The sequence below is a fragment of the Archangium violaceum genome (assembly GCF_016859125.1).
Taxonomy (GTDB): domain Bacteria; phylum Myxococcota; class Myxococcia; order Myxococcales; family Myxococcaceae; genus Archangium; species Archangium violaceum_A.
Map to the genome: position 1 here is coordinate 1,150,600 of NZ_CP069338.1, position 24,979 is coordinate 1,175,578.

Below are 24,979 nucleotides of genomic sequence, written 5' to 3' on the forward strand. Positions count from 1 at the left end.
GGGTAGGGGCGCCGCGGGATTGCGGCATGCGCCCGACTCCCTTTTGCAGCGTGCGTGCCCTGACCTTCTCCTCTCACGCGGTGTCGCGAGCTGGAGCGGAAGCGGTCGTCGAGGCGAGACAGTTGCAGCGTTTCGCGACATGACGCGGGACGTCACGGAAAAGGGCGCGGGGCACGCGTGCAATCCGCTGACGGCCTGTAACAGAATTCGAGAGGTCCAGGCGGGGGCGTCAGCAACAGCGAACCGAAAGGAGAGAACCGGGATGCTCAAACTGGTCGAGCCAGGGCCACGACTCTGGGAACGGTTTGTCTCGGGTGCCGTCGAAGCGGAGGAGCGCGCAAACGCCATCCTCCGCCGATGGTCGCGTGCCGTGGCGCTGGGAGCGAAGGCGAACGGTCCCGCGCACTCCGAGGGCGTCACCGATGCCGAGCTCCGTTCCCGGCGCGAATCCCTGAGCGAGCGATGCGTGGATGCGGTCCAGCTCGTCTCGCGGCTCTCCACGGAGACGAGCGCCTCCGAGTTCCGCGCGGTCCTCACCGATGCCGATGGCGTCGTGGTGTTCGCTCGGGGTGGCGTCGGCGCGTCCCTGCGTTCCGCGGACACGTCCCGGCTGGTGGAGGGCGCGAGCTGGGCGGAGGGCACGCGTGGCACGAATGCCATTGGAACCGCGATCGTGGAGGGCGAGCCGGTGGCGGTGGTCGGGCGCGCGCACCTCGAGGAGCGCAACCATGGTCTCGTCTGCTACGCGGCACCGATCCGAGATCCCTTCGGAGACATCGTCGCCGTTCTGGATGTGAGCGGAGCGGTGACCCAGGCGAACCCGCTGCTCGAGGCGCTCGTGCTCGCGTCCGCGCACGCCGCCGAGCAGTCGCTCCGGCTGCGGAGTTATGAGGAGATGTTCGTGGGCGGCCGCCGGAGCCTCGAGGCCCGGCTCGCCGGCGCCGCGTCGCTCCTGGTCGAGGCGCCCGGTGTGGTCAGACAGGTGAGCGCGGATGCGGCGGCGAGGCTCGGCCAGCCCCCCGCTTCCGTGATGGGAAGGCCCGTCGAGGACGTCCTGACGCTGTCATGGACCACGCTCGTGGAGGCGGCCCTGAGCGGCAAGCCTTGCCATGTCTCCGGCATGCGCCTTCACCCCGTGCCGCACTTCGACGCACGCGGGCGCCCACTCGCGCTCGCCGTCTTCATCGAGCGCGATGTTCCCCGAGCGCGCACGGTGGCTCCGCTGCCGCGCCCATTCGACGTGATCCTGGGAAGTGATTCCGCGCTGCAGGACACGAAGCAACGCGCGGCCCGGGTCGCGCGGAGTCAGCTTCCCATCCTGTTGCTCGCCGAGACAGGCACCGGCAAGGAGTTGCTCGCGCGCGCCATTCACGAGGCGAGTGGCCACGCGTCCGGACCCTTCCTCGCGATCAACTGCGGAGCCATGCCCGCGGGCCTGCTCGAGGCCGAGCTATTCGGCTACGCACCGGGTGCATTCACCGGCGCGCTCGCCGCCGGAAGCAAGGGCAAGCTCGGAGCGGTGGACGGAGGAACACTGTTCCTCGACGAGATCGGCGAGATGCCCGAGCAACTCCAGGCACTCCTGCTCCGGGTGCTCGATGATGGCCACTACTTCCGGCTGGGCGAAACGAGGCCGCGGGAGTCGCGGTTCCGGCTCATCAGCGCCACCTGCCGAGATCTCCCCGCGATGGTCGAGGCAGGGAAGTTCCGGCGCGACCTCTACTACCGCATCCGCGGTGCCGTGCTCTCCCTCCCGCCCCTTCGCCGAAGAACGGACAAGGCCGAACTGGCGCGCGCGTTGGTGGAGAAGATCGCTCGAGCCCAAGGAGGAGAGGCCCCCCCGATGACTCCCGAGGCCGAGCGGCTCATCGAGGCACACACGTGGCCGGGGAACGTGCGCGAACTGAAGTCCGCGCTGGCTCACGCCCTCGCACTCGCTGGCGAGGGCGAGCCTCTTGCTCCCGAACACCTGCCCGACGATGTCGCAGAGCCCTCTGGCAAGGCGGCCACGAACGAAGGCGGTGGCAGGAAGGAAGCGGAGGCCCGCGCGCTGAGGGAAGCAATGGCCTCCGCCCATGGGAACCTCAGTGAGGCGGCGCGGCGCCTCGGCGTGGCGCGGAGCACCCTCTACCGGATGCTCGTCCGGCACGGTCTCGCGGCTTGAGACATCCGGGAGGCCACGGCTACACGTCGAGGATCTTCCCCGGGTTGAGGATGTTGTTCGGATCCAACGCCCGCTTGAGTGTGCGCAGCATCTCCAGCTCCGCCGGCGAGCGCGAGAAGGGCAGATAGTCCTTCTTGAGCAGGCCGATGCCATGCTCGGCGGAGATGCTCCCGCCGTGCTTGCGCACCAGCTCGAACATGGTCGGATCCGCCTTCTTCGTGTGCGTGAGGAACTCGGCCTTCTCCATGTCGTCCGGCTTCATGATGTTGATGTGGAGGTTGCCGTCCCCGATGTGACCGAAGAGGGCGATCTCCCAGCCCGGGTAGCGCGCGCTGAACACCGCGTCCAGCTCGGAGCAGAAGGCCTCCAGGTTGGCCACGGGCAGGGACACGTCATTCTTGTGCGGCAGTCCCGTGGCCGACAGGCTCTCGCTGATGCCCTCGCGCAGGGCCCACAGCTCGCTGGCCTGCGAGGCTCCCTGCGCCAGCGTCCCGTCCGTCACCAGCCCGCGCTCGAAGAGCGAGCCCAACCAGTTCTCCACCTCGGAGGGGTCCTTGCCCTCTGCCTCCATCAACACGTAGCAGCCGCTGGGGGCCTCGAAGGGCGAGCGCAGCTTGCGGTGGCGCTGCACCCGCGCCAGGCACTTGTCGGTGAAGAACTCGTAGGCGCTCAGCACCAGCGGAGCGCGGCGGGCCTCGCGGAACAGATTCAGCACCGCGGCCACGTCCGGCACGGCGAAGAGGAACACGTCCTGCCTGCCCGGCAGCGGCGCCAGCTTGAGGGTGGCCTCGGTGATGACGCCCAGCGTGCCCTCGCTACCAATGAAGAGCTGGCGCAGATCCGCGCCGGTGTTGTTCTTCTCCAGCGCGCCGTTGAGCTCCAGCACCTGCCCCTGCGCCGTCACCACCTGGAGGCCGAGCACCCACTGGCGGGTGAGGCCATAGCGGATGACCTTCACCCCACCCGCGTTGGTGGCGATGTTGCCGCCCACCTGGCTCGAGCCCTTGGAGGCGAAGTCCACCGGCCACGTCAGGCCGTGCTCGGCGCAGTGGTGGTGCACGGCCTCGGTGACCGCGCCCGCCTGCACGCGCACCGAGTTGCCGAGCAGGTCCACCGGATCCATCCGGTTCATCCGCCGCAGCGACAGCACCAGTTCGCCGCGGGGGGCCACCGCTCCGGCCGCCAGCCCCGTGCGCCCACCCGAGGGAACCACCGGCACCCGGTGCTGGTTGCACAGCGCCAGCAGACGCGCCACCTCGTCAGTGGTGCGAGGAAATGCCACCGCACTCGGAGCCGGAGCATAGACGCGCGTCCAGTCGCGCCCGTACTCCTGGAGCTCACCCGGCTCACGGGTCAGGAAGTCCGAGGGGAAGCCTTCGGCAACAGCACGGAGGAACGCTTCGGGGAGCACGTCGGCCATACCGGGAGCACTAGTGCAGGCGCCCACCCGTCGCAAGCCGACAAGCAGGGCGAAGAGCGCTTTCACCCCCTGGCGCCACGTCCGCGCCAGGACAGAGGACGCGGCCCGCCGTGGGGCTTCGGCTCGCTACGGCGGAGTGAGGGTCGAGGAAGCTCCCCCGGGAGCCGAAGCCGGGGGTGGGATCTGAGCTGAAGCCGGCGTCGGCGCCGGAGCGGGCTCGGCCACGGGCGCGGCCTGCGGGGGAGCCGCCTCTCCCGAGGGAGCCACCACGACCGGCGAGGCCGGAGCCGGCTCACCCATGGGAGGAGTCGTCGTCGGCGTCGTGGGAGGAACCTCGACCGGAGCGGAGCCCTGCGAGCCCTCCACGAGCGGAGCGGGAACGACTCCCCCCGTCCCCTCCACCGGAGGAATCACCCCCGGAGACCCCTCCGCGCCCGAGACAGGCGCGGGAGGCTCGAAAGCAGAAGGCGGCGACGGCTCCGGGGCCTGTACTACGGGAGCGGGTTCGGGTTCCGGCTCCGGCTCCGGCTGGGCTGGGAGGGGATGGGCCTCCACCTGCTTCTGGAGGTTGGCCAGCGCCTCTTCGATGTGACCGCCGAGCCTCGACTCGATGAGGGGGACCAGGTAGTGCGCGAACGGGTTGCCGCCGATCTCCCCCTCGTCCACCCACGTGACCCGGGTCCCCGAGTCCTCGGGCGAGAAGGAGATGCGACCGTGCACGAGGTACTCGCCGTGCTCCACCGACATCTCATAGACCACGCCCGTCTTCGGGTCCGCCTCGGTGAGCGAGAGGGTGCCATTGCCCACGTCCTCGCCGCTCCAACTGCGCACGGCGCCAACGCCCACCTCGGGCCCTCCGATCACCCACTGGTTGCCCGGGAACCTCGTCGCGTTCCACGGCACCCATTCCTCCCAGCGCTTCAGGCTGGCCACGTGGGCGTACACCGCCTCGGACGAAGCGGGGATGCTCGTCGAGCGCTCGACGCGGTACTTCGACGGCAGCGCGAGTCCGATGGCGAGCACGAGCGCCATCAAGGTCGCGAAGGCGATCAGGATCTTCTTGAGCATCGAGCAGCTCCAGGGGCCAGATGCACCCGGATGATGCACCGTAGCAGACCCCACCGATCGGTCGAGCCCTCCCATGAGCAGGCGTGCCTGTCCCACCCGGGAGGCCCTGCCCGTCCGCCTGTCTGCCCTGCCGGGAGGTGGACTCCGTTCTCGCGGCTTCTCTCCCGGCGCGGGCTCGCGAATGATGTCCCGGCGAGCAGGGTGAGCCCGGAGGGGACGGAGACATGAGCACAGCGGTCGAGCCGAGGGGGGACCCTGAGATGGCGGGCCTCGTCAGGAGGAGCATCCGGTGCGCCCGTGCGCTCACCTGCCTGCTGGCACTGGCACTCCCCCCCGGAGCCCTGGCCCAGGGAGGACAGGAGGATCCGGACGCGACGGAGGAGGAATCGGAGGCCGCCGTATCCACCCCGGCACCGGTCGATCCCGATGCGGCCCCCCCATGGAACACCCGGTTCGGTGTGAGACTGGTCGCGGGCTCACCCGACGGCGTGGGAGTCTCGGCGCTCATCCATCCACGGCGCTGGCTGCGAGCGCACGCGGGTGCCGCGAGGAACAGCCTGGGCCTCGGGGTGCGTGGAGGACTGAGCCTCATCCCGCTCCAGCTCTTCGTCTCGCCCCTGCTGGAGCTGGAGTACGGCCATTACTTCAACGCGGACTACGACAAGCTGCTGACGCAGCTGCACGGCGAGCCCACCACGGCGGCCTCGGGTATCCGCCAGGTGGAGTACGACCAGATCAGCGCCAGCCTGGGCCTGGAGTTCTCGCCCTGGCGCTATGTGACGCTCTTCGGCGGCGTGGGCATCAGCTACTGGTTCATCGGAGGCAGCGACGTGAAGGCCTTCATCCGCGAGGCGGAGGAGAACCCGGACATCACCGCCCGGCCGCTCAGGCTCGGTCTCTCCAGCCCGGTGGCGAAGCTGGGCTTCATCCTCTATTTCAATTGACGGGGTTCCTCCATGCCCGCCCTTCCCCGCGTCCTGCTGCTGACCGCCGCCACCCTGCTCACCTCCGGCTGCCGGAAGATCGCCGACACCTTCTTCGTGGTGAACGCCGAGACCGAGGAGATCTGCAAGACCGAGCGGAGCATCGCCTTTCCCGCCGCCGCGCCGGGCACGGGGATGCTCACGCATACCTTCGAGTTCCCGCTAGGGGAGATTGGCGCGGACCTGCCCGAGGGGCGGCTCGAGACGGAGTTCCGGCTGCGGCTGTTCGAGCTGGAAGTCACGGGCGGCGACGTGGACCTGAGCGGACTCGAGTACGCGAAGGTGTCATTGAGGCGGCCGGGCGCGACGGAGATCATCCGGACGCTGCTCGAGTACCGACAGCCCACGGATGCGTTCTCGCCCACGAGCATCACCCTGCGCGGGGTGGAGGCCGCGAGCGTGTCACAACTGGCGCGCGATGACCGGCTGGAGCTGGTGTTCGAGGCACAGGGCACACTGCCCCCCCAGGCATGGACGGCGGACCTCCGGGCCTGTGCGGCGCTCTGGGCCGAGGTGCACTACTTCCGCTTCATCTTCTGACGGAGACGCCGGGCAGCTTCTCCACCCACTCGCGCGCCCGGGCGTTCGCCTTCAGCAGGAAGTCGAAGTGCCCGGCACGGACCCGCGTCACCAGCTCCCGGTCCCGGGCGATGACCTCGGAGGCACTCCAGGGGAAGGCTCGCGGTGGCGGTCCCTCCCCACCATCTCCGGCGGGCGCCAGGGCGCTCTCCAGGTAACGTGCGTAGGTGTCGAAGAACTGGTCGACGCTCGAGGCCACGGGGACGGCGTACAGCAGCTCGTAGACGTCGACCCACACCACCGGCTGCAGGCCCCGCTCATCCACCAGCGCCGGCACCATGGCGTAGCAGTAGGCCAGCCGATCATCCTTCGCGAACACGCGCAGCGAGCCGAATGGCGCCGCCCACTCCCGGCTCCAGCTCTCGTTCACCCGGTGCAGGTCGGGCCGCCGCTCGTGCTTCTCCGGGAACACATAGAGCTCATCCCTCACCCAGAGATACCCCGCGCGCGAATGCAAGGCCGCCAGCTGGGGGTCCATCACCTGTCCCGCCACGAACGCTTCCACCGGGTGCCCGGACGGAGGCTCCAACTTCAACGGATGCGCCCGGCGCCGGCACACCTCCAACAGGTGCTCGAAGCCGGGCAGCGCGGTCACTGACTGCATTTCCAGGTCTCCTCTCGGGTGCCTTTCGCGGTCACCCCACACTAGATGACCGCGAAGGTCATGTCACGAAGAGTGCCGGGCAGCGCCCTTTCGTGAACACGCAGCCCTTGCGCCGGAGAGCCGGCCCGACGCAGACGCTGCGCGCCGAACAGATGGCCCCGGGCCGGGCGACTCACGCCTTCTGATTGGCCGGAGCCTTGCTAGCTTGAGTCCCTAGAACACGTGAGGATCGCCATGACCCATGTCGTCGATGACTTCATGACCCGCGGCGTGCACACCATCGGCACGCAGAGCCCCCTGAGCGATGCACACAGGCTCATGAACGAGCACGCCATCCGCCACCTGCCCGTGCTGGAGGGAGGGAAGCTGGTGGGAGTGGTGTCGATGAGGGACCTGCACCTGATCGAGACCCTCAAGGGGGTGGACCCCAAGGAGGTCGCCGTCGAGGAGGCCATGTCCCAGGATGCCTATACCGTGCCCCCGGGGACCACGCTGCTCGAGGTGGCTCGCACCATGGCCATGCACAAGTACGGCTCGGCCGTCATCGCCAGCAAGGGCCGAGTGGAGGGCATCTTCACCACCGTCGACGCGCTGAAGGCGCTGGAGACGCTCCTGGCCACACCCCAGGCCGAGGCGACGCCCTCGCCCCGGCGCAAGACCACACCTCGTCAGCTCGGCAAGAAGGGGGCGCGCACCACGGCGAAGCGCCCGACCGCCAAGAGCGCGTCGAAGCGCCCGTCTCGCAAGGCGGCTCCAGCTCGCAAGCGCGGCGGAGGTTGAGACATCCCGACGAGGACGCGCTTCGCTCGGTCGTTCGCGTGTCCTGGGGTATGCCATGCCCGCTGAGACGATGCGAAAGTGGGCGACGCCGCGGAGAAACACCTTCGAAGAACTCGCGGAGATGTTGGAGAGGACCCCCTCGAGGTGTCTCGGCCAGGGAGTGAGCGAGACGGAGCTCAACACCGCCAGCGCTCGACCTGGCGTGAACCTGGCCGGTGACTATCGGCTCTTTGAGCCCTACCGCGATGACCCCGAGTGAGCGGGAGGAAATGAGGCCCGCGCTCCCCCGACATCTCATCCCCCTCATGAACGATGGGGGAGACAACCTCTACTGCCTCGACTCGAGGAGGGAGGGCGAGCCGCCTGTCGTGTTCTGGGACCCTACAGCCGGAGAGACGCAGGAACCCGCCCAGGTGGCTTCCGACTTCATGGCGTGGCTGACCGAGCGGGTCGAGCGCGAGCTCGCGGAGGAGGGACAAACCGGGGGTCAGGACACATAGGGTTCCCAGCACTCGCGTGTCCGGGCGTGGCTCGTGGTAGGCAACGAGGCAATGGACCCTGCACAGACAGCTCCACGAGTCCTCGTCGTTGGCTGTGGTGGAATCGGCGGCGTGCTCCTGTCCCGCATCCTGGAGGGTGGGCAACGCGTCGCCGCGGTGGCACGCCGCGAGGAGATCGCCCACATGCTCCGGACGCGCGGCCCGGTGTTGCGCGACGAGAAGGGCGAGCGCACCGTCCGCGGCGACCTGGAGGTCTTCGTCCAGCCACCCCGTGAGGGCGTCTACGACTTCATCCTGCTCGCCACTCCGCCGAACGGAGTGGAGGCGGCGGCCCGGGACACGGCCCACCTGCTCGCGCCTCATGGGGCGATGGTGGTGCTCCAGAATGGGCTCTGCGAGGAGCTGGTGGCCCGGATCGTCGGCGAGCCCCGGGTGATCGGCGCCATCGTGGCCTGGGGCGCATCGTCTCCGGAAACCGGCGTCTACGAGCGGACCTCCTCGGGCGGCATCGTGCTCGGTGTGCTCTCCGGTGAGCCGGACCCGCGGCTGCCCCAGCTCGCCCAGGTATTGCGCGCGGTGTGCCCGGTGACCTTCACCGGCAACCTGCGCGGCGCGCGCTGGAGCAAGCTGGCGATCAACTGCGCCATCTCCACGTTGGGCACCGTGGGCGGCAGCCGGGTCGGGCCACTCCTGCGGCACGCCTTCGTCCGGCGGCTCGCGATGGAGGTCTTCACCGAGGTGTTCCAGGTGGCCCGGGCCGAGGGCGTGAAGCTGGAGAAGGTGGCCTCCACGGTGGACCTCGCGTGGCTCACGCTGAGCGAGTCGGAGCAACGCGCGCATGCCTCCCCCTCGCTCCTCATCAAGCACGCGATGCTCCTCGCCATCGGCGCGAGGTATCGGCGGCTCCGCTCGTCCATGCTGGCGGCCATCGAGCGCGGACGCGAGCCGCCCGTGGACTTCCTCAATGGCGAGGTGGTCCAGCGTGGAAGAATCCACGGCCTCCAGGTGCCCGTGAACGAGCGTCTGTTGGAGGCGGTCCACGCCATGTCCCGGCGCGAGTTGACCCCAGGTGTGGAAACGCTCCGACACCTCCACGCACAGACGCGACCCCAGCGCCATTGACCTGAATTCGACCTGTCGGCTACAGGACTTCCCGGGAAAGCGTGTAGATTCGCATCGCTGTCCTGCCGGGGGGAGTCCCGATGGCGCCGTATCTGAAGACATGGAGGTCGCCGGTCCTATCGCTCGCCTCGCCGGACCCGCGCCCACAACCCATCAGGGAACTGCCGGCCCGTCAGGTGGAGGGGCCGCACAGGGAGGAGCGCGTCACGAATGCGCTCTACGTGCTCGACCGCGACTGGCGCTTCACCTACCTCAACGAGCAGGCGGCACGGCTGCTGCGGCGCTCGCGCGAGGAGTTGCTCGGCCGCAATGTCTGGGAGGAGTTCCCCGAGGCGGCCAGCGGTGAGCTCCATCGCCAGTACCACCGGGCCCGCGCCGAGCAGGTCTCCGTCTCCTTCGAGGCGTACCATTGCTCGCTCGACGAATGGCTCGAGGTGCACGCGTCTCCCTCGCAGGACGCGCTCTTCGTCTGCGTCCGGGATCTCCACGAGCGCAAGCACGGCGATCGGCTGTCGCGCGAGCCGGAGCAGCTCCTCCGCTCGGTGCTGGACTCGCTGTCGGCCCACCTCGCCGTGCTCGATGCGTCCGGCACCATCATCGCCGTCAACGCGGCGTGGCAACACCTCGCGGCCAACAACGCTCCCTCCATCGAGGGCTCTCGCGGAGTGGGGGCCAACTACCTGGCCATCACCGAAGCGGCCGCCGAAGCGGGAGACGAAGACGCCCGTGCCGCCGCGCGAGGCCTCCGCGACGTCCTCTCCGGGCGCAGGGAGCTCTTCGAGCTCGAGTACCCCTGCCACAGCGCCACCGAGCGGCGGTGGTTCCTGATGCGCGTCACCCGTTTCGCGGGACCGGGCCCCATGCGGGTGGTGGTGGCCCACGAGAACACCACCGCGAGGAGGATGGCCGAGGAGACCACGCGGCGGCTGACCCTGGAGGAGGCCGCGCACGAGGAGGCGGAGGCGGCCCGGGCGCGTCTCCACGAGGTGCTCGAGCGCGTCACCGATGGCTTCGTCGCGTACGACCGGCAGTGGCGCTACACCTACGTGAACCGGTACACGGAGACCTGGGTCAACCGGACGCGGGAGGAGCTGCTCGGCCAGTGCGTCTGGACCGTCTTTCCAGCGCTGGAGGGCTCTCCCCTCCAGGTGCTCCTCTACCGGGCGGCGGACACGCAGGAGCCGTGTGAGGCCGAGCTCCCCTCCATCATGTGGGGCCGGTGGATGCGGGTGACGGCGTACCCCTCCCCGGAGGGCGTCTCCATCTACTTCCGCGACACCACCCAACAGCGGCGGGCCGAGGAGCGGATGCGCTTCCTCTCGGAGGTGAGCGCGACGCTGGTGCGCTCGCTCGAGGACAAGGACATCCTCCAGGCCGTCGCCCGGCTGTCGGTGCCGGGGCTCGCGGACGGGTGCGCCCTCATCGCGGACCGCGCCACCGGAGAGCACGTGCGGGCGGTGGCGGCGAGCGGACAGGAGTTGGAGGAATCCCTGCGTGAGGCAATCGGGCATCCACCCGCCCCCACCAGCCCGGTGGCGGACGCGGTGGAGCGGGTGCGTCGCACGGGCGAGACGGTGCTCCTGGAGGAGGAGCGGCTCCTGGCCGTTCCGCTGCGGGCACACGAGCGGACGCAGGGGGTGCTCGTGCTGGTGCGGACCGCGCCGGGCCGGAGCTACGACGCCGAGGACGTCACCCTGGCCCGGGAGCTCGCGCGCCGGACGGCCCTCGCCTTCGAGAACGCGCGCCTTTATCGCACCGCGCAGGAGGCCATCGCCACGCGGGACGAGACGCTCAGCATCGTCTCCCATGATCTGCTCAACCCCCTCCACGTCATCAAGCTCCTGTGCGGCAGCACCGAGCGGTATTTGCTGCCCGCGGGGGAGGCGGGCGAGAAGACCCGGGCGAACCTGCGGAGGATCCGCCAGGCGGTGGGCGACATGGAGCATCTCATCGAGGATCTGCTCGCGGCGGCCCGGCTGGCGGCGGGGCATCAACCGACGTTGAACCTCGAGGACCTGGAGGTGGCGGAGGTGCTCTCGCGGGTGCGCAACGCGAATGAGCCGTTGGCCGAGGCCAGGGCCATCCACCTCGAGGTGGAGCACGGGCCCGGCCTGCCACCCGTACGCGCCGACCCGGCGCGAGTGCTGCGCATCTTCCAGAACCTCGTGGGCAACGCCCTCAAGTTCACGCCCGCCGGGGGCTCCATCCGCATCCGGACGGAGGTGGGCGAGGGCCACGTCCGCTTCTACGTCTCGGACACCGGACGGGGCATCGAGCCCACGAGCCTGCCCCACATCTTCGATCGTTTCTGGCAGGCGAGGCATGCCCGCAGCGCGGGAGTGGGGCTGGGTCTCTCCATCGTCAAGGGACTCGTCGAAGCTCACGGAGGCAGGCTCGCGGTCGAGAGCACCCTGGGCCAGGGGACGACGTTCCACTTCACCCTGCCCAGCGCGGGGGGCGCCCCTCCAGATGTCGGAGAATGAAACCCCGCCGCGTGGATGAGCCCTCCGGATGCGTCAACCGATTCAGCCGCGTGCCACGATGCAAGTAGAGTATCGGGACGTTCGACGTGCATTCACGGAGAGGTGAACCATGGCGATGAAGAAGCTCACGCAGGCAGCGGGACGGGCTCGGGAAGCGGCCCGGAAGGTGGCCAAGAAGGTGGCCAAGAAGGCGGCCAAGAAGACGCCGATCAAGGCCCGCAAGAAGGCGCAGCCGATCCCCAAGGGCTACCACGTGGTGACGCCGAGCATCGTCGTCCGTGGCGCGGCGCAGGCGATCGAGTTCTACAAGAAGGCGTTCGGCGCGAAGGAGCTGTACCGGATGCAGGGGCCGGACGGGAAGATGCTGCACGCGGAGATCAAGATCGGCGATTCGATCGTGATGCTCGGGGACGAGTACCCCGACATGGGCGCCTCCTCGCCCCAGTCCATCGGCGGCAGCGCGTCGAGCTTGATGATCTACACGCGCGACGTGGATGCGCTGTTCAACCAGGCCGTTGCCGCGGGGGCGAAGGTGGCGATGCCCGTCTCCGACATGTTCTGGGGAGATCGCTACGGGAAGGTCACCGACCCGTTCGGCCACCAGTGGCAGCTCGCGACCCACAAGGAGGACCTCACACCGAAGGAGATGAACCGCCGTGCCGCGGCCGCGATGAGCGCGCCACCGAAGAATCCGTAGCGGCCCCGAAGTCTCCTGGCCCTCTCCCGAAAGGGAGAGGGTGTCTCAGGCGGCGGAGACTCGCGCTTCGGTCATGGCGGGCGTGCCCAGGTACTTGCGGCGCGTGCCCAGGACGTAGTCGAAGAGCGGGAACGTCACGCACCAGTTCGCGTTCTGGTCCTTCCCCATGTGGTGGTCGTAGTGCCACGGCAGGTGCTCGCGCGCCCATTCGGGGTCCAGGTGCGCCCGCCGGTGCACCACGTAGTACAGCACCGTCGAGGCCCACACCGTGGCCACGAACCACGGTGCCCGCTTCAGCAGCGGCATGTGCCCCACCACGATGGCCGCCAGCCCCAGCACCTCCTTGCTCTGCGGCGCCCACTCCCACAGGGACCCCCGGTACTGCTCGTCCACCATTTCGTTGCGGCGCGAGCGCTGGTGGTGCTCATGCCAGTGGAAGCTCCAGAAGCTCTTGTGTCTCCTGCCCAACCCGTGCAGCACGTAACGGTGCAGCCACCACTCCCCGAAGTTGGAATACGCCAGACCCAGTGGAATACCGATCATCTCCCCTGCTCCTCGCGGAACACCCCCTGCCTCCAGGTGCCCCGCATGAAATGATGACCAGACGGTCACTCAAAGAATGACCATCCGGTCATCATTTGTGAGGTGCGCGAGCTCATATGGCCACCCGGAAGCCCCCTTCACGACAGGCGGTGGAGAGCCCGCCCGCTCCCATGCCCCGCCGGCCGGGTCCCCAGGGCGGTGTGCGGGACACCAATCGTCGCGAGCGGGTGAACGCACTCGCCGACGCGGCGCTCGAGCTCTTCCTGGAGCGTGGGCTGGAGGGCGTCACCATCGACGACATCACCCAGGCGGCCGGCGTGGCCAAGGGCACCTTCTACCGGTACTTCGAGGACAAGGCGGCGCTGGTGGACTTCCTACTCGAGCCCGTACGCCGGGAATTGCTCCAGGGGCTGGTGACCTGCGGCGAGGCGCTCGAGGCGGCGCGTGACGTGGAGGCCATGTTCGAGGCCTACCGCGCGGTGGCCGCAATCATCGCCGGAGCCATCGTCCAGCACCCGGGGGTGGTGCGGCTCTACCTCCAGGAGTGCCGGGGACCCGCGGTGGGGGCCCGGGTGAAGCTCGTCGAGGTGGAGCGCCTCATCTCCCGTCACGCGGTGGATATCACCCGCAAGGCCCATACCCATGGGCTGCTGCGCCCCATCCGTCCCGCCGTCAGCGGACTGGCGGTGGTGGGCGCCGTGGAGCGCCTGCTGCTCGCCGTCCTCAGTGAGGAGGAGGACGTCGGCAACCCCCTGGAGCTGCCCGACGCCCTCACCACCCTCATCCTCGATGGACTGCGCCTTCCCCACCCCGGCCCCCCGCCCGCGCGCCGGAAGTTGGACGGGAAGCCCGGCCGCCCGTAAGGAAGGAGATCGTGCGGCGGAAACGGGCGAGCGGGCTTCCTTGGGTGATGAGGGTGGGGCTGTTCGCCCTGGTGCCCCTCGTGCTGCTCAACGTGTCGGTGGCCTTCTTCGGCGACACGACCGTCTTCCCCCTCTCCTTGTCCTTCCTGGATGAGAAGGCCCACGCCCTGGCCGCCTACGCGCGCCACCGGCCCACGTGCCTGCTCGAGGGACACCCGGAGCTCGTGCCCCTCATCCGGGACACCGAGCGCCGCCACCGCCTGCCGCCCGGCCTGCTGCAGGCGCTCGTGGAGGTGGAGTCCAACACGCAGCCGCATCGCATCTCCCCCGCGGGCGCCATGGGCCCGGGCCAGCTCATGCCCTCGACGGCCAGCCTGCTGCGGGTGGAGGACCCCTTCGACCCGGCACCCGCCATTGATGGAAGCGCGCGCTACCTCGCCGAGCAGCTCGCGCGCTACCGGGGCAACGTGAAGCTCGCGGTGGCCGCCTACAACGCAGGGCCCGGCAACGTGAACGGCCGCGTCCCGCGCAACGGGGAGACGGAGTTCTACGTGGAGAAGGTGCTCACCCGATACGAGCGCCTCCGGCCCCGCCCTCCTTCCCGTCCGTCACGGCCCGCGCCCGCCGCCGCGAAGAGACAGGCCCGACCGGTGAGCGCCCCTCCGCGCCATTCGCCCGTTGAGCCGCCCACCTCCGGATGAGCAGCTGAGCAGCTCACCGACGCGCGCTGAACCGGTGTGGCCCCCGCGCTCGTCAATGCCATCCATCACGCGACCGGACGTCGCATCCGCCATCTCCCCGTTCGCATCGAAGACCTGCTGTAATCCCGCGCCTCTCCGTGGAAGGCAGGAATGGTGTGCGGCGGATCACCCTGGAAGTGTGTGTGGACGACGTGGCCGGTCTGGTGTCGGCGGCCGAAGGGGGCGCCGACCGGATCGAGCTGTGCGCCGGGCTGGAGGTGGGCGGTCTCACTCCGTCGCGAGGGCTGATGGCGCGGGCCGCGGCGCTCGACATCCCGGTGCTGGCGATCATCCGCCCGAGGGCGGGTGACTTCGTCTACGACGCGGCGACGCTGGACGTGATGCGCGCCGACATCGACACGGCGCGCGAGGCGGGACTCGCTGGCGTGGTGCTGGGCGCGAGCCGGCCGGACGGGAGGCTCGACGAGGACGCGCTCGCGGCGCTCATCGCACATGCGACGGGGCTCGAGGTGGCGCTGCACAGGGCGTTCGATCTGGTGCCCGACCCGCTGGAGGCGCTGGAGACGGCCGTGGCGCTGGGGTTCGCGCGAATTCTCACTTCCGGAGGAAGCGCGACGGCGCTCGAGGGAGCGGAGACGATCGCCATGGTGACGCGAGCCGCGGCGGGCCGGATCTCCATCATGCCGGGCAGCGGCGTGCGGCCCGACACGGTCTCGGAGCTCCTGGCAAGGACCGGCGCGCGAGAGGTGCACGCGTCGTGTTCGGTGCCGCACGTGCCGACCGATCCGCGCGTGGCGGCGCTCGGCTGGGGGCCACCCCTCGCCCGGCGCACCGACCGGGCCACCGTGGAGGCCTTGCGGCACACGCTGAACGGGCTCCCGGCCCCTTGAGTTGAATGGACACCGGAGGGCGTTGCCCACACCGCCGGTGAACCCTAGGCTCCAGCACCCCCCCTAGCTGGAGAAGAACGTGAAACGTCTCTCTGCTGTCTTCGCCGCGGCGAGCCTCGCGCTCGGTGCGATGTCCCCCACCTGGGCCGCCGAGCCGCCCCCCGAGTTCGGCACCGATTGGGATGACCCCCGCACCGCGGCCCCTCCCGTGGAAAAGCCGGCGACGGCCTCGTGCACGGTCAAGATCGTCGACGAGAAGTTCGACGACTTCACTCCCTACACCGGCACCTTCACCCCGCCCGCGGACTGCCCCGGCCCCTGGAACAAGATCGTCCTGCGCATGGAAGGCAAGGTCCAGGGCGTCCAATACGACCGGCTCGGGCACCTGGAGGTCGGTGGTGTCACCCTCTTCAAGACGTCCACGCCCGAGCCTTCCCGTGAAGGCATCGCCTGGTCGGTGGAGAAGGACGTCACCGCCTACGCGCCGCTGCTGGCCCGGTCCCAGCCCGTCTGGATGCTGATTGGCAACGTGGTCAACGACACCTACACCGGCGTGCTGGACGTGCAGGTCTACCTGACCTTCTACCGGGCGCAGGGCAGGTACAAACCGGCGGAGACGGCGGACGACGTGATTCCCCTGACCAACCCGCGCCGCGAGGGCACCGCCCTGCTGGGCGAAGTGACGGTGCCCCAGAACACCGAACGGCTCATCGCCGAGGTGTACGCGACGGGCTCGGGCGGAGGCTGCGAGGAGTTCTGGTACTTCACCGTCCCAACCGTCGTGCCGTACTCCTGCCCCGCCGATACGGGCCCGTACCGCGAGGTGCAGCTCGAGGTGGACGGAAAGGTGGCCGGTGTCGCCATGCCCTTCCCGCATGTCTACACGGGCGGCTGGGCCAACCCGTTCCTCTGGTACGTGCTGCCCGCGCCGCGCGCCTTCGACATCCGCCCCATCCGCTATGACCTCACCCCGTTCGTCGGCCTGCTGACCGACGGCAAGCCGCACCAGATCAAGGTGAACGTGCTGGGAGTCCCCGAGGGCCGCCCTGGCTGGGAGCTGCCGACCCAGGTGCTCGCCTGGCGCGACCCGCGCGTCTCCCGGGTCACCGGCGGTCTCATCGAGCATCGGCTCGGGACCCTGAGCAATGACTCGACGTACGCGCTGGTGGATGGCTGGAACCAGGTGGACACGCAGGGCGGTCATCAGCTGCGCGTCTCCGGCTACCTGCGGACCTCGCGCGGGTGGGTGGTGACGAGCGTCGAGCAGTCGGTCTCCAACTCGAGCATGCACCGCTGGGTGGGAGAAGCGGAGAACCCGGATGGAATCACCGCGACCTGGAACGACACCAGCACCGTCACGGAGATCGGCCGCGGCCTCTTCCCCACCGTGAGCCGGTCCGACAAGCGCTACACGCTCGATGGGCTCATCAGCGTGACGCCGGAGAACCGGCTCACCACGACCATCACCCTCCACGACGAGGAGGAGGAGCGCACCGTCCAGGGCCTGCTCACGCTGTCGCACCGGGAGCTCAGCGACCTCTACACCGGCGAGGCCGCCTATAACTCCGGCGTCCCGCGCCCGCAGCGCAACGCGGTGGGGACCTCCACCCAGCGCTACCGGTTGACCGAGGGCCGCACCTGCTACGACCGCAGCATCACCACGCGGAACGGCTTCGTCACCGAAGACGTCCAGCGCTGCCACTGAGGCAGAGCCCCTCGCTCGAGCGCAATTGCCTTCGCTGTCCAGCTTCTGGCGGAGGGACGGTTGCGCGAGGTGCTCCCGAACGCGCGCCCTCCGCCCCTCCCACTCTCGGCCCTCTGCGCCCGGCAACTCGGCACCACCGCCGGGGAATCACGTCCCGAGGATTGAGAACGAGGACCCCTCCCCGGGCATCCGCCCCACGCCGCATCGCGTCAGGACTCCGCTGGCGGATTAGCGCGAACCGTCCAACCCGCGTCCGGCCTCGAAGTCCACCCACACCTCCACGTTGCCGTGGAGCTGGAGGAACGAAGCCGGGCAATGCGTGGAGAGGGGGCCACGCACCATGGCCGTCACGGCGGCCGCCTTGTTGACCCCGAAGGCCAACAGGATGACGCGACGCGCCTGGAGGAGCGCCCCCATCCCCAGCGTGAGCGCCGCCAGGGGAACCTTCGAGACGTCGTCTCCGAAGAGGGAGGCCATCGCCAGACGCGACTCCCGTGAGAGCCGGGCCCGGTGGCTGACCGCCTGGAGGCTCTCCCCCGGCTCGTTGCAGCCCACCTGCCCGTTGGGCCCGATGCCCAACAGCAGCATGTCCAGCCCTCCGGCCCCAGCAAGTTGCGCGTCGTAGCGGGCGCACTCGCGTTCCGCCCTGTCCGCGCTCCCATCGAGGAAATGGATGCGCTCGCGTGCCAGGTTGACGTGCTGGAAGAGATGTCGCTCCATGTACGCCCGGAAGCTGCCCGGATCATCCGGCGGCAAGCCGAGGAACTCGTCCAGGTTGAAGGTGGTCACCCGCGAGAAGTCCAGCTCCCCGCGCCCGTGCAACACCACCATCTCCCGGTACACATTCAGGGGGGTGCGGCCGATGGGCAGGCCGAGCACCAGGGACGGCTTCTCCCGCACCGCCGTGGCCACGTAGGCGGCGCAGGCGGCGGCAGCTTCCTTCTCGGAGGCGAAGACGCGAACGTTCAAGGTGGGGGCCGTAACCAGGGGGTCCGAGGCAGCATAGCCAAAGCCCTCCCTCCGACAAAGCCGCACGTCCAACCCTGGGAGTCCCTCCCCGCCCGCCCGCCCCGCACCACCCCGGGGCCTTCCGGCCGATCGCCACCGCGCCTGGCGAGCGGTTTACATCAACTTCGCGCATGACTCGCGCCCGAGGTAGGTTAGAAGGGAACCTCATGAAAGTCGCCGTTCTCACTGGCGGGGGCGATTGCCCCGGCCTCAACGCGGTCATCCGCGCCGTTGTCCGTCGAGCCACCGCCCATGGTTTCGAGATGATGGGCCTGCGTGATGGATGGAAGGGTCTCCTCGAGGACAACCACTTCCGCCTCACGCGCGAAACCACCTCCGGCATCCTCCACCGCGGAGGAACCATCCTGGGCACTTCTCGCGTCAACCCGTTCAAGGTCGAGAACGGGTTGGAGAAGGTCAAGCGCGCCATGGAGCGCAACGACATCCACGCCGTCATCGCCATTGGCGGCGAGGGCACGCTCTCCGCGGCCACGCGCATGTCCCAGGAGGGGCTGCGCATCGTGGGTGTGCCGAAGACGATCGACAACGATCTCAACGGCACGGACTTCACCTTCGGCTTCGACACCGCGGTGGCCATCGCCACCGAGGCCATCGACCGGCTGCACTCCACCGCCGAGTCCCACAAGCGCGTCATCGTGTGCGAGGTGATGGGGCGGCACGTGGGGTGGATCGCCACCTACGCGGGCATGGCCGGCGGCGCCGACGTGATCCTGGTCCCCGAGGTCCCCGCGGACCTGGTGCGTGTCGCCGAGCACATCAAGCACCGGCACTCCACCGGGCGCTCCTTCTCCATCGTGGTGGTGGCCGAGGGCACGCGCATCAAGCTGTCGCACGAGGGGCAGGAGCAGCTCGTCACCTCGGGCGCGCTGGACGAGGCGGGCCGGCCGCGCCTGGGTGGCGTGGGCAGCATCGTGGCGCATGAGATCGAGCAGCGCACGGGCTACGAGACGCGCGTGTCGGTGCTGGGTCACATCCAGCGCGGCGGCGCGCCCACCGCGCATGATCGCGTGCTGGCCACGCGCTTCGGCGTCCACGCGTGCGACATGGTGGCCCGGGGCGAGTTCGGCAAGATGGCCGCGCTGCGGGGCAATGAGATCGTGAGCGTGGACCTGGCCGAGGCCACCCGGGAGCTCAAGAAGGTTCCCCAGGAGTTCTTCGAGGTCGCCCAGGTCTTCTTCGGCTAGCCGGGAGCGGGGGTGGACATGTCCCCTGCCACGGACCTGTACGCGGAGATGGCGGCCCTGGTGTCCGAGGGCCGACCCTTCGTCCTGGCCACCGTCATCGAGAGCGCCGGCAGCACGCCGCAGAAGCCGGGCTCGAAGCTGGTGGTGCTCGAGGACGGAAGCCTGCGGGGCACCGTGGGCGGCGGCGCCATCGAGCATCAGATCATCCAGGCCGCGCGGGAGCTGCTGGCGTCGCCGGAGCAGACGCGCGTCATCGAAACGCACCTCACGCACGAGCTGGGCATGTGCTGTGGGGGCCGGATGAAGGTGTTCCTGGAGAAGCACGGAGCACCCCCGCGGCTCACGGTGTTCGGCGCCGGGCACGTGGCGAAGGAGCTGGCGTCGCTGGCGCACCGGGTGGGCTTCCGGGTGACGGTGGTGGACGCCCGGCCCGAGTGGGCCAACCCCGAGCGCTTCCCGGACTGCGAGCTGCGGGTGAAGGACCCGGCGGACCACGCGCGGGCACTGCCCGGTGGGCCGGAGCATTACTTCTGCGTGACGACGCACGACCACCCGTTGGATCAGGCGGTGGTGGAGGCGTTGCTGGACAAGCCCTCGGCGTACCTGGGGGTGATTGGCAGCCGTCGCAAGGCCGAGCGCTTCCGGATGCGGCTGCGGGCCGCGGGCTTCACCGAGCCGGCCGTGGAGCGGATGCGCTCACCCATGGGCGTGGACATCGGCGCGCTGACACCGGAGGAGATCGCCGTCTCCATCGTGGGCGAGCTCATCCGGGTTCGGCGCCAGCCGGAGTAGAGACCTTCCGAACGGACCGGGCCGCGCCCTGCATGGAAGACGACAGGGAGCGTCTCTTCCCGAGGTGTCCGCGGACCACCCCCTGTTACAAGCCGGCTCCCGCGCCACGCCCGGCGCGACGGTCCCTGGAGGTCAACATGGTGGTCCTCACGGATGGCGGCTCCCGCGTCGAGCTCGTCCCCGAACGCGGAGCGCTCATCACCCGCTTCATCGTCGAGGGCGAGCCCATCCTCTTCCTCGACGAGAGCACCCTGGCCGATCCCACCAAGAACGTGCGCGGCGGCATCCCCGTGCTCTTCCCCTCCCCCGGCGTCCTCCCCGGCGGTAGGTACACCGTCGAGGGCCACGAGTTCCCCATGCGACGCCATGGCTTCGCCCGCGACCTGCCCTGGGAAGTGCGGAACCAGGAGGCCTCGCGCGTGGTGCTCGCGCTCGGGCACTCGGAGCAGACGCTGCGCGAGTTCCCCTGGCGCTTCGAGGCGCTCCTCACCGTGACACTCGAGGGCAGCGCGCTCCACCTCTCCTTCAGCGCCGAGAACCGCGACTCCCGGCCCATGCCGCTGCACCTCGGCTACCACCCGTACTTCCACGTCCCCCAGGCCAACAAGGCCGCGGCCCACGTCGAGACGGATGCCAGGAACGCCTGGGACAACCGCCAGGGCGCCACCGTGTCCTTCTCCGGCCTGGACCTCACCGAGCCCGAGGTGGACATGCACCTGCTCGACCACTCGCCGCAGGGCACCACGCTCGAGCGAGGACCCGGCCTGCGCCCGGTGGAGCTCGCCTGGAGCCCATCCTTCACCATGCTCGTGGTGTGGACGCTCGCGGGCCGCGACTTCGTCTGCGTGGAGCCCTGGACCGCCCCCGGCGGCGCGCTCCAGACGGGCCAGCGGCTGCTGACCGTTGCCCCCGGCGCCACCTTCTCCTCCGAATTCGAGCTCAGCGTCGAGCCCATGGCCCGCTTCGTCCGGTAACCGGTAAAAGGGGCGCCATGTCCTTCCTCTCCCACCTCGAGTGCTCCCGCTGCCGCAAGACCCATGACGCGGACCGGGTGCAGAACCTGTGTGACTGCGGCGGCCCGCTGCTCGTGCGCTACGATTTGAAGGCCGTGGCCAGGGCCGTCCGCCCGTCCGACCTGGCCGGCCGCGTCTCCTCCCTGTGGCGCTACCGGGAAGTGCTGCCCCTCCGGGATGACAAGAACATCGTCTCGCTCGGAGAGGGCATGACGCCGCTCTTTCCGCTCCCTCGGCTGGGCGCAGAGCTGGGCCTGCCGGACCTGTGGTTGAAGGACGAGGGCCTCAATCCCACCGCCTCCTTCAAGGCGCGCGGTGCCGCCACGGGCGTGAGCCGTGCGAAGGAGCTGGGAATCAAGGCGCTCGCCATGCCCACCAACGGCAACGCGGGCGGCGCCTGGGCCAGCTATGGCGCTCGCGCGGGAATGTCCGTCACCCTCGTGATGCCCACCGACGCGCCCGCAATGAGCGTGCTCGAGGCCACCGCCGTGGGTGCTGATGCGTACATGGTCCGGGGACAGATTACCGACGCTGGCGCCATCGTTGGCCGCTCGGCCAAGGCGCACGGCTGGTTCGAGGCCGCCACGCTCAAGGAGCCGTACCGCATCGAGGGCAAGAAGACGATGGGGTACGAGATCGCCGAGCAGCTCGGCTGGAGCCTGCCGGACGTCATCCTGTACCCGACCGGTGGCGGCGTGGGCATCATCGGCATCTACAAGGCACTGCTGGAGATGCGAGAGCTGGGTTGGCTGCCGGAGAACATGCGCTTCCCCAAGCTCGTCGCCGTGCAGGCCGAGGGCTGCCAGCCCATCGTGAAGGCCTTCCGCGAGGGCAAGGACGTCTCCGAGAAGTGGGAGAACGCAACCACCGTGGCCCAGGGCATCCGCGTGCCCAAGGCGATCGGTGACTTCCTGGTGCTCCAGGCCGTGAGGGAGACGGGAGGCACCTGCGTGGCCGTGCCCGACGCCGACACGATGTGGGGCCTGGAGCGCATCAGCCGCACGGAGGGAGCCTTCATCTGCCCCGAGGGCGCCGCGCTCGTGGGCGCCGCTCGCATGCTGCTGCGCGACGGGTGGCTGGATGCGGGTCAGCGCGTGCTGCTGCTCAACACCGGCGCGGGTATCAAGTACCCGGATGTGATGTCGCCCAAGCTCCCCGTGATCGAGCTCAACGCGACCTTGTGAGGGGCGGGGCGCCTGCTCGCCCTATTCTTCCGGCCTCTTCTTCCTCTTCTTGTGCCTTTCGACAATCGAGAAGGGGAAGAGAGCCCGATGATTGATGTTCCGGTAATACGCCGCCAGGAAGTATTCGCCACCGACCTGGATGACGGACTGAGCTCGCGGCTCGGTCTGGCCCTGAAACCAGGCGTCCGCATCCTCTCGAGTATCGAACGTGGCTACCGCTGGAGGGAGACCGTCCCGCATCATCTCCTCGAGATAGAACTCGAGGGTCGGATGCGGAAGGAATGCGCGCCAGTTGCTTTCGCGGCGATATGCAACGAGATGGTATTCGTCCGCGATCAGGACATACGCCATGGCAGGCGGACTGGGATTGTTTGCCAACCAGGCCTCCGCCTCCTCGCGTGTCTTGAAGGCAGCGACCACCAGAGCGGGGGCGTCTAACGCACGACTCTTTCGATAGTCTTCGAATTCGTAGGCTCGACCCGTTGCCCAGATGAACTCGAGCGCATCGGCGGCGGCGACGAGCCACTCCTTCTCCTCCGCAGACTGGGTGTTCTCGTGGATACGTCCGAGGAAATCCACCGCGTTATTGATGAAGTCTCCAATGGCCATGGTGACGCCGCCCGGATGTGGAGCCCCCACAGGGATCATGATGCCGCCAGCAACAACGCGGGGATGAGGCTCAGTCCCCCCACCGCCCGAGGCAACTCCAGCAGCACCGCCGCTCCCACGAGGACCGAGGAGCGGTTCGCGCTTTTCACTTGGAGGTCTCCTCGGGCTTCGTGAAGGGCACGTCCAGCACCGGGAGCTTCGTCGCTCCCGGCAGATCGTAGTGCCACCACTCCATCGCGTTCTTCTTGAAGCCCGCCCCCTCCATCGCCGCGCGCAGAATCTCCCGGTGCTTGCGCGAGGCCTCCGTCCCGCCCTTATACCCGTGGTGCGCCGCCTTCTCGAAGGAGTCGAACGGCGTCGGCATCTCCACCTCCGCCCCGTCCAGCGTCACCAGCGTCAGGTCCACCGCCGCGCCCCGGTTGTGGTTCCCCCCCTTCTTCGGGTTCGCCACGTAGCCGGGCTTCGGGAAGATCTTCCACATCTGCCACTGCACCGCGATGGGCCGATAGCAGTCGTACACCTTCAGCCGGTACCCCCGCGGGCGCAGCGTGTCCGCCGCCTTCTTCAGCCGCTCGGCCGTCTCCGGCAACAGCAGGCAACGCGCCCCGTCCGGGTACACCTTCTGCTTCAGGAAGTTGTCCGGCGTGGCGTACTTCATGTCCACCACCAGGTCCTTCACCACCTCGGTGGCATCCACCACCGGCGCGCTCCCCGCCGCCAGCCACAGCCCCAATGCCACGCTTGCTGGTCCCGCCATCCCTCAGGCTCCCTTCACGTAGGGCGTGGGGTCCGGCACCCCCGCCTGCTCGAATCCCCGGCGCCGCAGCACGCAGCTGTCGCACCGTCCGCACGCCCTCCCCTCCGGGTCCGGGTCGTAGCACGAGTGCGTCATCCCGTAGTCCACGCCCAGCTTCACGCCCGCGCGGATGATGTCCGCCTTGGTCATCCCCGACAGCGGCGCGTGTACCTTGAAGCGCGTCCCCTCCACCCCCGCCTTCGTCGCCAGCGTCGCCATCTGCTCGAAGGCCCGGATGAACTCGGGCCGGCAGTCCGGGTAGCCGCTGTAGTCCACCGCGTTCACGCCGATGTAGATGTCGCTCGCGCCCACCACCTCCGCCAGACCCAACGCCAGCGACAGGAAGAGCGCGTTGCGCGCCGGCACGTAGGTGATGGGGATGCCGTGGGACATCTCGCTCTCGGGCCGATCCTTGGGAACCTCGATGTCCGCCGTCAGCGCCGAGCCGCCCACCTGCCGCAGGTCCACCGTCACCACCCGGAAGTCCTTCACGCCCATGGCCTGCGTCACCCGGCGCGCCCGCTCCAGTTCCACCAGGTGCCGCTGCCCGTAGGACACCGCGAGGCACACCGGCTCGAAGCCGTCCGCCTTCGCCATCGCCAGACAGGTCGTCGAGTCCAACCCGCCCGACAGCAACACCACCGCCTTCTTAGTTACCGCCATTGAAGCGCCGCTTCCCTTCCACGCCGTACACCGCCGTGCACGACGTCACGCATTTGCAGTTCTCCTTCCCCGGAAGGAAGGTCACCCTCAGCTCACCACACGCCCGCTCCGCGTCGTAACCATTCACCGTGGGGCCCGGCACCGCGCCATCCGGCAGGCCTCCGTCGGGCAGGTTGGCGCACCTGCTCCCGATGGCCCGGTCCTGGCTGTCGCTCAGCAGCACCACCGACATCATCTCCTCGATCTCCGCGCCCTCGCAGTTCTCTCCACAGCTCGGAACCTGGGCCGCGGCCCGGTGGACCGTGACGTAGCGCTGCGCCGGGGCATCGAAGGTGGCCTTGCGCGAGAAGCCGTCGATGGTGAACCACCCGCCCCCATCCACGCTGTCGCGCGAGAAGGTGCCCGAGAACTCGAAGCCGCCGTCCACGAGCCGGGTGAAGTCACCTGCATCCGGATTGCAGTCCGTCCGGTCCCAGTTCGCCTGGGCATGGAAGTCGAACCTTCCGATGACGAGATCCCCCGGGTACACCGTCTCGGACGCACACGCGATGGCGATGGCGACCACGGGGAGCGCTACGAGGAGCAGACGTCGGGAGTCAGGCATGGT

Annotated in this window: 26 protein-coding genes; 17 read left to right on the forward strand and 9 right to left on the reverse strand. The window is 69.2% G+C overall.

What is annotated here, in order from left to right:
- Window positions 1-262 precede the first annotated feature (262 nt).
- Complete coding sequence (locus JQX13_RS04960) at window positions 263-2,164, forward strand: sigma-54-dependent Fis family transcriptional regulator (protein WP_203407921.1); 1,902 nt, start codon at window positions 263-265, stop codon at window positions 2,162-2,164.
- A gap of 19 nt (window positions 2,165-2,183) precedes the next feature.
- On the opposite strand, the gene JQX13_RS04965 is transcribed toward JQX13_RS04960, so the two are convergent.
- Both JQX13_RS04965 and JQX13_RS04970 read right to left on the reverse strand, forming a co-directional pair.
- Window positions 2,184-3,584 (reverse strand): FAD-binding oxidoreductase, encoded by a 1,401-nt coding sequence (locus tag JQX13_RS04965; protein ID WP_203407922.1) that lies wholly within the window; start codon window positions 3,582-3,584, stop codon window positions 2,184-2,186.
- Between the two features lie 126 nt (window positions 3,585-3,710).
- Entirely contained in the window at window positions 3,711-4,652 is a 942-nt protein-coding gene (locus JQX13_RS04970) for an SRPBCC family protein (RefSeq protein ID WP_203407923.1), read from the reverse strand.
- A 224-nt stretch (window positions 4,653-4,876) separates the two neighbouring features.
- Here JQX13_RS04970 and JQX13_RS04975 point away from each other — a divergent pair, with 224 nt between their 5' ends.
- Window positions 4,877-5,596, forward strand: a complete 720-nt coding sequence (locus JQX13_RS04975; protein ID WP_203407924.1) for an autotransporter outer membrane beta-barrel domain-containing protein — start codon at window positions 4,877-4,879, stop codon at window positions 5,594-5,596.
- Window positions 5,597-5,608: 12 nt separating this feature from the next.
- Window positions 5,609-6,175, forward strand: coding sequence for a hypothetical protein (locus JQX13_RS04980; protein ID WP_203407925.1), 567 nt, complete (start codon window positions 5,609-5,611; stop codon window positions 6,173-6,175).
- On the opposite strand, the gene JQX13_RS04985 is transcribed toward JQX13_RS04980, so the two are convergent.
- On the reverse strand, window positions 6,165-6,818 hold the full coding sequence (locus JQX13_RS04985; RefSeq protein ID WP_203407926.1) for a hypothetical protein: 654 nt from the start codon (window positions 6,816-6,818) through the stop codon (window positions 6,165-6,167). The genes JQX13_RS04980 and JQX13_RS04985 overlap by 11 nt on opposite strands.
- Before the next feature lie 234 nt (window positions 6,819-7,052).
- Here JQX13_RS04985 and JQX13_RS04990 point away from each other — a divergent pair, with 234 nt between their 5' ends.
- The 6 genes from JQX13_RS04990 (at window position 7,053) to JQX13_RS05015 (ending at window position 12,400) form a co-directional block, all read left to right on the forward strand.
- On the forward strand, window positions 7,053-7,598 hold the full coding sequence (locus JQX13_RS04990) for a CBS domain-containing protein (protein WP_239014543.1): 546 nt from the start codon (window positions 7,053-7,055) through the stop codon (window positions 7,596-7,598).
- Between the two features lie 55 nt (window positions 7,599-7,653).
- Window positions 7,654-7,857: a hypothetical protein gene (locus tag JQX13_RS04995; protein WP_203407927.1), complete on the forward strand. Its 204-nt coding sequence runs from the start codon at window positions 7,654-7,656 to the stop codon at window positions 7,855-7,857.
- Between the two features lie 10 nt (window positions 7,858-7,867).
- Complete coding sequence (locus JQX13_RS05000) at window positions 7,868-8,098, forward strand: SMI1/KNR4 family protein (RefSeq protein ID WP_203407928.1); 231 nt, start codon at window positions 7,868-7,870, stop codon at window positions 8,096-8,098.
- Between the two features lie 111 nt (window positions 8,099-8,209).
- Window positions 8,210-9,220 carry a ketopantoate reductase family protein gene (locus tag JQX13_RS05005; protein WP_239014544.1) on the forward strand — a complete coding sequence of 337 codons (1,011 nt, stop codon included), beginning with the start codon at window positions 8,210-8,212 and terminating at the stop codon, window positions 9,218-9,220.
- Between the two features lie 80 nt (window positions 9,221-9,300).
- On the forward strand, window positions 9,301-11,703 hold the full coding sequence (locus JQX13_RS05010) for a PAS domain-containing sensor histidine kinase (protein ID WP_203407930.1): 2,403 nt from the start codon (window positions 9,301-9,303) through the stop codon (window positions 11,701-11,703).
- A gap of 109 nt (window positions 11,704-11,812) precedes the next feature.
- Window positions 11,813-12,400: a VOC family protein gene (locus JQX13_RS05015; RefSeq protein ID WP_239014545.1), complete on the forward strand. Its 588-nt coding sequence runs from the start codon at window positions 11,813-11,815 to the stop codon at window positions 12,398-12,400.
- Between the two features lie 45 nt (window positions 12,401-12,445).
- On the opposite strand, the gene JQX13_RS05020 is transcribed toward JQX13_RS05015, so the two are convergent.
- On the reverse strand, window positions 12,446-12,943 hold the full coding sequence (locus JQX13_RS05020; protein ID WP_203407931.1) for a sterol desaturase family protein: 498 nt from the start codon (window positions 12,941-12,943) through the stop codon (window positions 12,446-12,448).
- A gap of 170 nt (window positions 12,944-13,113) precedes the next feature.
- On the opposite strand from JQX13_RS05020, the gene JQX13_RS05025 reads away from it, so the two are divergent.
- The 4 genes from JQX13_RS05025 to JQX13_RS05040 all read left to right on the forward strand — a co-directional run bounded on the left by JQX13_RS05025 (window position 13,114) and on the right by JQX13_RS05040 (window position 17,102).
- Window positions 13,114-13,806 (forward strand): TetR/AcrR family transcriptional regulator, encoded by a 693-nt coding sequence (locus JQX13_RS05025; RefSeq protein WP_203407932.1) that lies wholly within the window; start codon window positions 13,114-13,116, stop codon window positions 13,804-13,806.
- An 11-nt stretch (window positions 13,807-13,817) separates the two neighbouring features.
- Complete coding sequence (locus JQX13_RS05030; RefSeq protein WP_239014546.1) at window positions 13,818-14,507, forward strand: lytic transglycosylase domain-containing protein; 690 nt, start codon at window positions 13,818-13,820, stop codon at window positions 14,505-14,507.
- A gap of 155 nt (window positions 14,508-14,662) precedes the next feature.
- Window positions 14,663-15,397, forward strand: coding sequence for a copper homeostasis protein CutC (locus JQX13_RS05035; protein ID WP_203407933.1), 735 nt, complete (start codon window positions 14,663-14,665; stop codon window positions 15,395-15,397).
- A 79-nt stretch (window positions 15,398-15,476) separates the two neighbouring features.
- On the forward strand, window positions 15,477-17,102 hold the full coding sequence (locus JQX13_RS05040) for a peptide-N4-asparagine amidase (RefSeq protein WP_203407934.1): 1,626 nt from the start codon (window positions 15,477-15,479) through the stop codon (window positions 17,100-17,102).
- Between the two features lie 228 nt (window positions 17,103-17,330).
- On the opposite strand, the gene JQX13_RS05045 is transcribed toward JQX13_RS05040, so the two are convergent.
- On the reverse strand, window positions 17,331-18,071 hold the full coding sequence (locus JQX13_RS05045; protein WP_203407935.1) for a glucosamine-6-phosphate deaminase: 741 nt from the start codon (window positions 18,069-18,071) through the stop codon (window positions 17,331-17,333).
- Between the two features lie 206 nt (window positions 18,072-18,277).
- Here JQX13_RS05045 and JQX13_RS05050 point away from each other — a divergent pair, with 206 nt between their 5' ends.
- The 4 genes from JQX13_RS05050 (at window position 18,278) to JQX13_RS05065 (ending at window position 22,304) form a co-directional block, all read left to right on the forward strand.
- Complete coding sequence (locus JQX13_RS05050; RefSeq protein ID WP_203407936.1) at window positions 18,278-19,315, forward strand: 6-phosphofructokinase; 1,038 nt, start codon at window positions 18,278-18,280, stop codon at window positions 19,313-19,315.
- A gap of 18 nt (window positions 19,316-19,333) precedes the next feature.
- A complete protein-coding gene (gene xdhC / locus JQX13_RS05055; RefSeq protein ID WP_203407937.1) occupies window positions 19,334-20,107 on the forward strand; it encodes a xanthine dehydrogenase accessory protein XdhC in 774 nt (257 codons plus the stop codon).
- 137 nt (window positions 20,108-20,244) lie between these two features.
- Window positions 20,245-21,081, forward strand: a complete 837-nt coding sequence (locus JQX13_RS05060; RefSeq protein WP_203407938.1) for an aldose epimerase — start codon at window positions 20,245-20,247, stop codon at window positions 21,079-21,081.
- A gap of 17 nt (window positions 21,082-21,098) precedes the next feature.
- A complete protein-coding gene (locus tag JQX13_RS05065; protein ID WP_203407939.1) occupies window positions 21,099-22,304 on the forward strand; it encodes a threonine synthase in 1,206 nt (401 codons plus the stop codon).
- A 21-nt stretch (window positions 22,305-22,325) separates the two neighbouring features.
- Here the strand turns inward: JQX13_RS05065 and JQX13_RS05070 are convergent, their stop codons facing one another.
- The 4 genes from JQX13_RS05070 to JQX13_RS05085 form a co-directional block, all read right to left on the reverse strand.
- On the reverse strand, window positions 22,326-22,913 hold the full coding sequence (locus JQX13_RS05070) for a head protein (RefSeq protein WP_203407940.1): 588 nt from the start codon (window positions 22,911-22,913) through the stop codon (window positions 22,326-22,328).
- A gap of 145 nt (window positions 22,914-23,058) precedes the next feature.
- Window positions 23,059-23,670, reverse strand: a complete 612-nt coding sequence (gene ddpX, locus JQX13_RS05075; RefSeq protein ID WP_203407941.1) for a D-alanyl-D-alanine dipeptidase — start codon at window positions 23,668-23,670, stop codon at window positions 23,059-23,061.
- A gap of 3 nt (window positions 23,671-23,673) precedes the next feature.
- Window positions 23,674-24,372, reverse strand: a complete 699-nt coding sequence (gene queC, locus JQX13_RS05080) for a 7-cyano-7-deazaguanine synthase QueC (protein ID WP_203407942.1) — start codon at window positions 24,370-24,372, stop codon at window positions 23,674-23,676.
- The gene (locus tag JQX13_RS05085; protein WP_203407943.1) at window positions 24,359-24,976 is read right to left on the reverse strand and encodes a hypothetical protein; all 618 of its coding nucleotides are present in this window, start codon (window positions 24,974-24,976) and stop codon (window positions 24,359-24,361) included. The genes queC and JQX13_RS05085 overlap by 14 nt, the downstream gene beginning before the upstream one ends.
- Window positions 24,977-24,979: the final 3 nt, after the last annotated feature.

Excerpts from the sequence above, each read along its gene's own strand:
- JQX13_RS04960 (WP_203407921.1), top strand. The coding sequence starts at position 263 with ATGCTCAAACTGGTCGAGCCAGGGCCACGACTCTGGGAACGGTTTGTC.
- JQX13_RS04965 (WP_203407922.1), bottom strand. The coding sequence starts at position 3,584 with ATGGCCGACGTGCTCCCCGAAGCGTTCCTCCGTGCTGTTGCCGAAGGC.
- JQX13_RS04970 (WP_203407923.1), bottom strand. The coding sequence starts at position 4,652 with ATGCTCAAGAAGATCCTGATCGCCTTCGCGACCTTGATGGCGCTCGTG.
- JQX13_RS04975 (WP_203407924.1), top strand. The coding sequence starts at position 4,877 with ATGAGCACAGCGGTCGAGCCGAGGGGGGACCCTGAGATGGCGGGCCTC.
- JQX13_RS04980 (WP_203407925.1), top strand. The coding sequence starts at position 5,609 with ATGCCCGCCCTTCCCCGCGTCCTGCTGCTGACCGCCGCCACCCTGCTC.
- JQX13_RS04985 (WP_203407926.1), bottom strand. The coding sequence starts at position 6,818 with ATGCAGTCAGTGACCGCGCTGCCCGGCTTCGAGCACCTGTTGGAGGTG.
- JQX13_RS04990 (WP_239014543.1), top strand. The coding sequence starts at position 7,053 with ATGACCCATGTCGTCGATGACTTCATGACCCGCGGCGTGCACACCATC.
- JQX13_RS04995 (WP_203407927.1), top strand. The coding sequence starts at position 7,654 with ATGCCCGCTGAGACGATGCGAAAGTGGGCGACGCCGCGGAGAAACACC.
- JQX13_RS05000 (WP_203407928.1), top strand. The coding sequence starts at position 7,868 with ATGAGGCCCGCGCTCCCCCGACATCTCATCCCCCTCATGAACGATGGG.
- JQX13_RS05010 (WP_203407930.1), top strand. The coding sequence starts at position 9,301 with ATGGCGCCGTATCTGAAGACATGGAGGTCGCCGGTCCTATCGCTCGCC.
- JQX13_RS05015 (WP_239014545.1), top strand. The coding sequence starts at position 11,813 with ATGGCGATGAAGAAGCTCACGCAGGCAGCGGGACGGGCTCGGGAAGCG.
- JQX13_RS05020 (WP_203407931.1), bottom strand. The coding sequence starts at position 12,943 with ATGATCGGTATTCCACTGGGTCTGGCGTATTCCAACTTCGGGGAGTGG.
- JQX13_RS05025 (WP_203407932.1), top strand. The coding sequence starts at position 13,114 with ATGCCCCGCCGGCCGGGTCCCCAGGGCGGTGTGCGGGACACCAATCGT.
- JQX13_RS05050 (WP_203407936.1), top strand. The coding sequence starts at position 18,278 with ATGAAAGTCGCCGTTCTCACTGGCGGGGGCGATTGCCCCGGCCTCAAC.
- xdhC (WP_203407937.1), top strand. The coding sequence starts at position 19,334 with ATGTCCCCTGCCACGGACCTGTACGCGGAGATGGCGGCCCTGGTGTCC.
- JQX13_RS05060 (WP_203407938.1), top strand. The coding sequence starts at position 20,245 with ATGGTGGTCCTCACGGATGGCGGCTCCCGCGTCGAGCTCGTCCCCGAA.
- JQX13_RS05065 (WP_203407939.1), top strand. The coding sequence starts at position 21,099 with ATGTCCTTCCTCTCCCACCTCGAGTGCTCCCGCTGCCGCAAGACCCAT.
- JQX13_RS05070 (WP_203407940.1), bottom strand. The coding sequence starts at position 22,913 with ATGGCCATTGGAGACTTCATCAATAACGCGGTGGATTTCCTCGGACGT.
- ddpX (WP_203407941.1), bottom strand. The coding sequence starts at position 23,670 with ATGGCGGGACCAGCAAGCGTGGCATTGGGGCTGTGGCTGGCGGCGGGG.
- queC (WP_203407942.1), bottom strand. The coding sequence starts at position 24,372 with ATGGCGGTAACTAAGAAGGCGGTGGTGTTGCTGTCGGGCGGGTTGGAC.
- JQX13_RS05085 (WP_203407943.1), bottom strand. The coding sequence starts at position 24,976 with ATGCCTGACTCCCGACGTCTGCTCCTCGTAGCGCTCCCCGTGGTCGCC.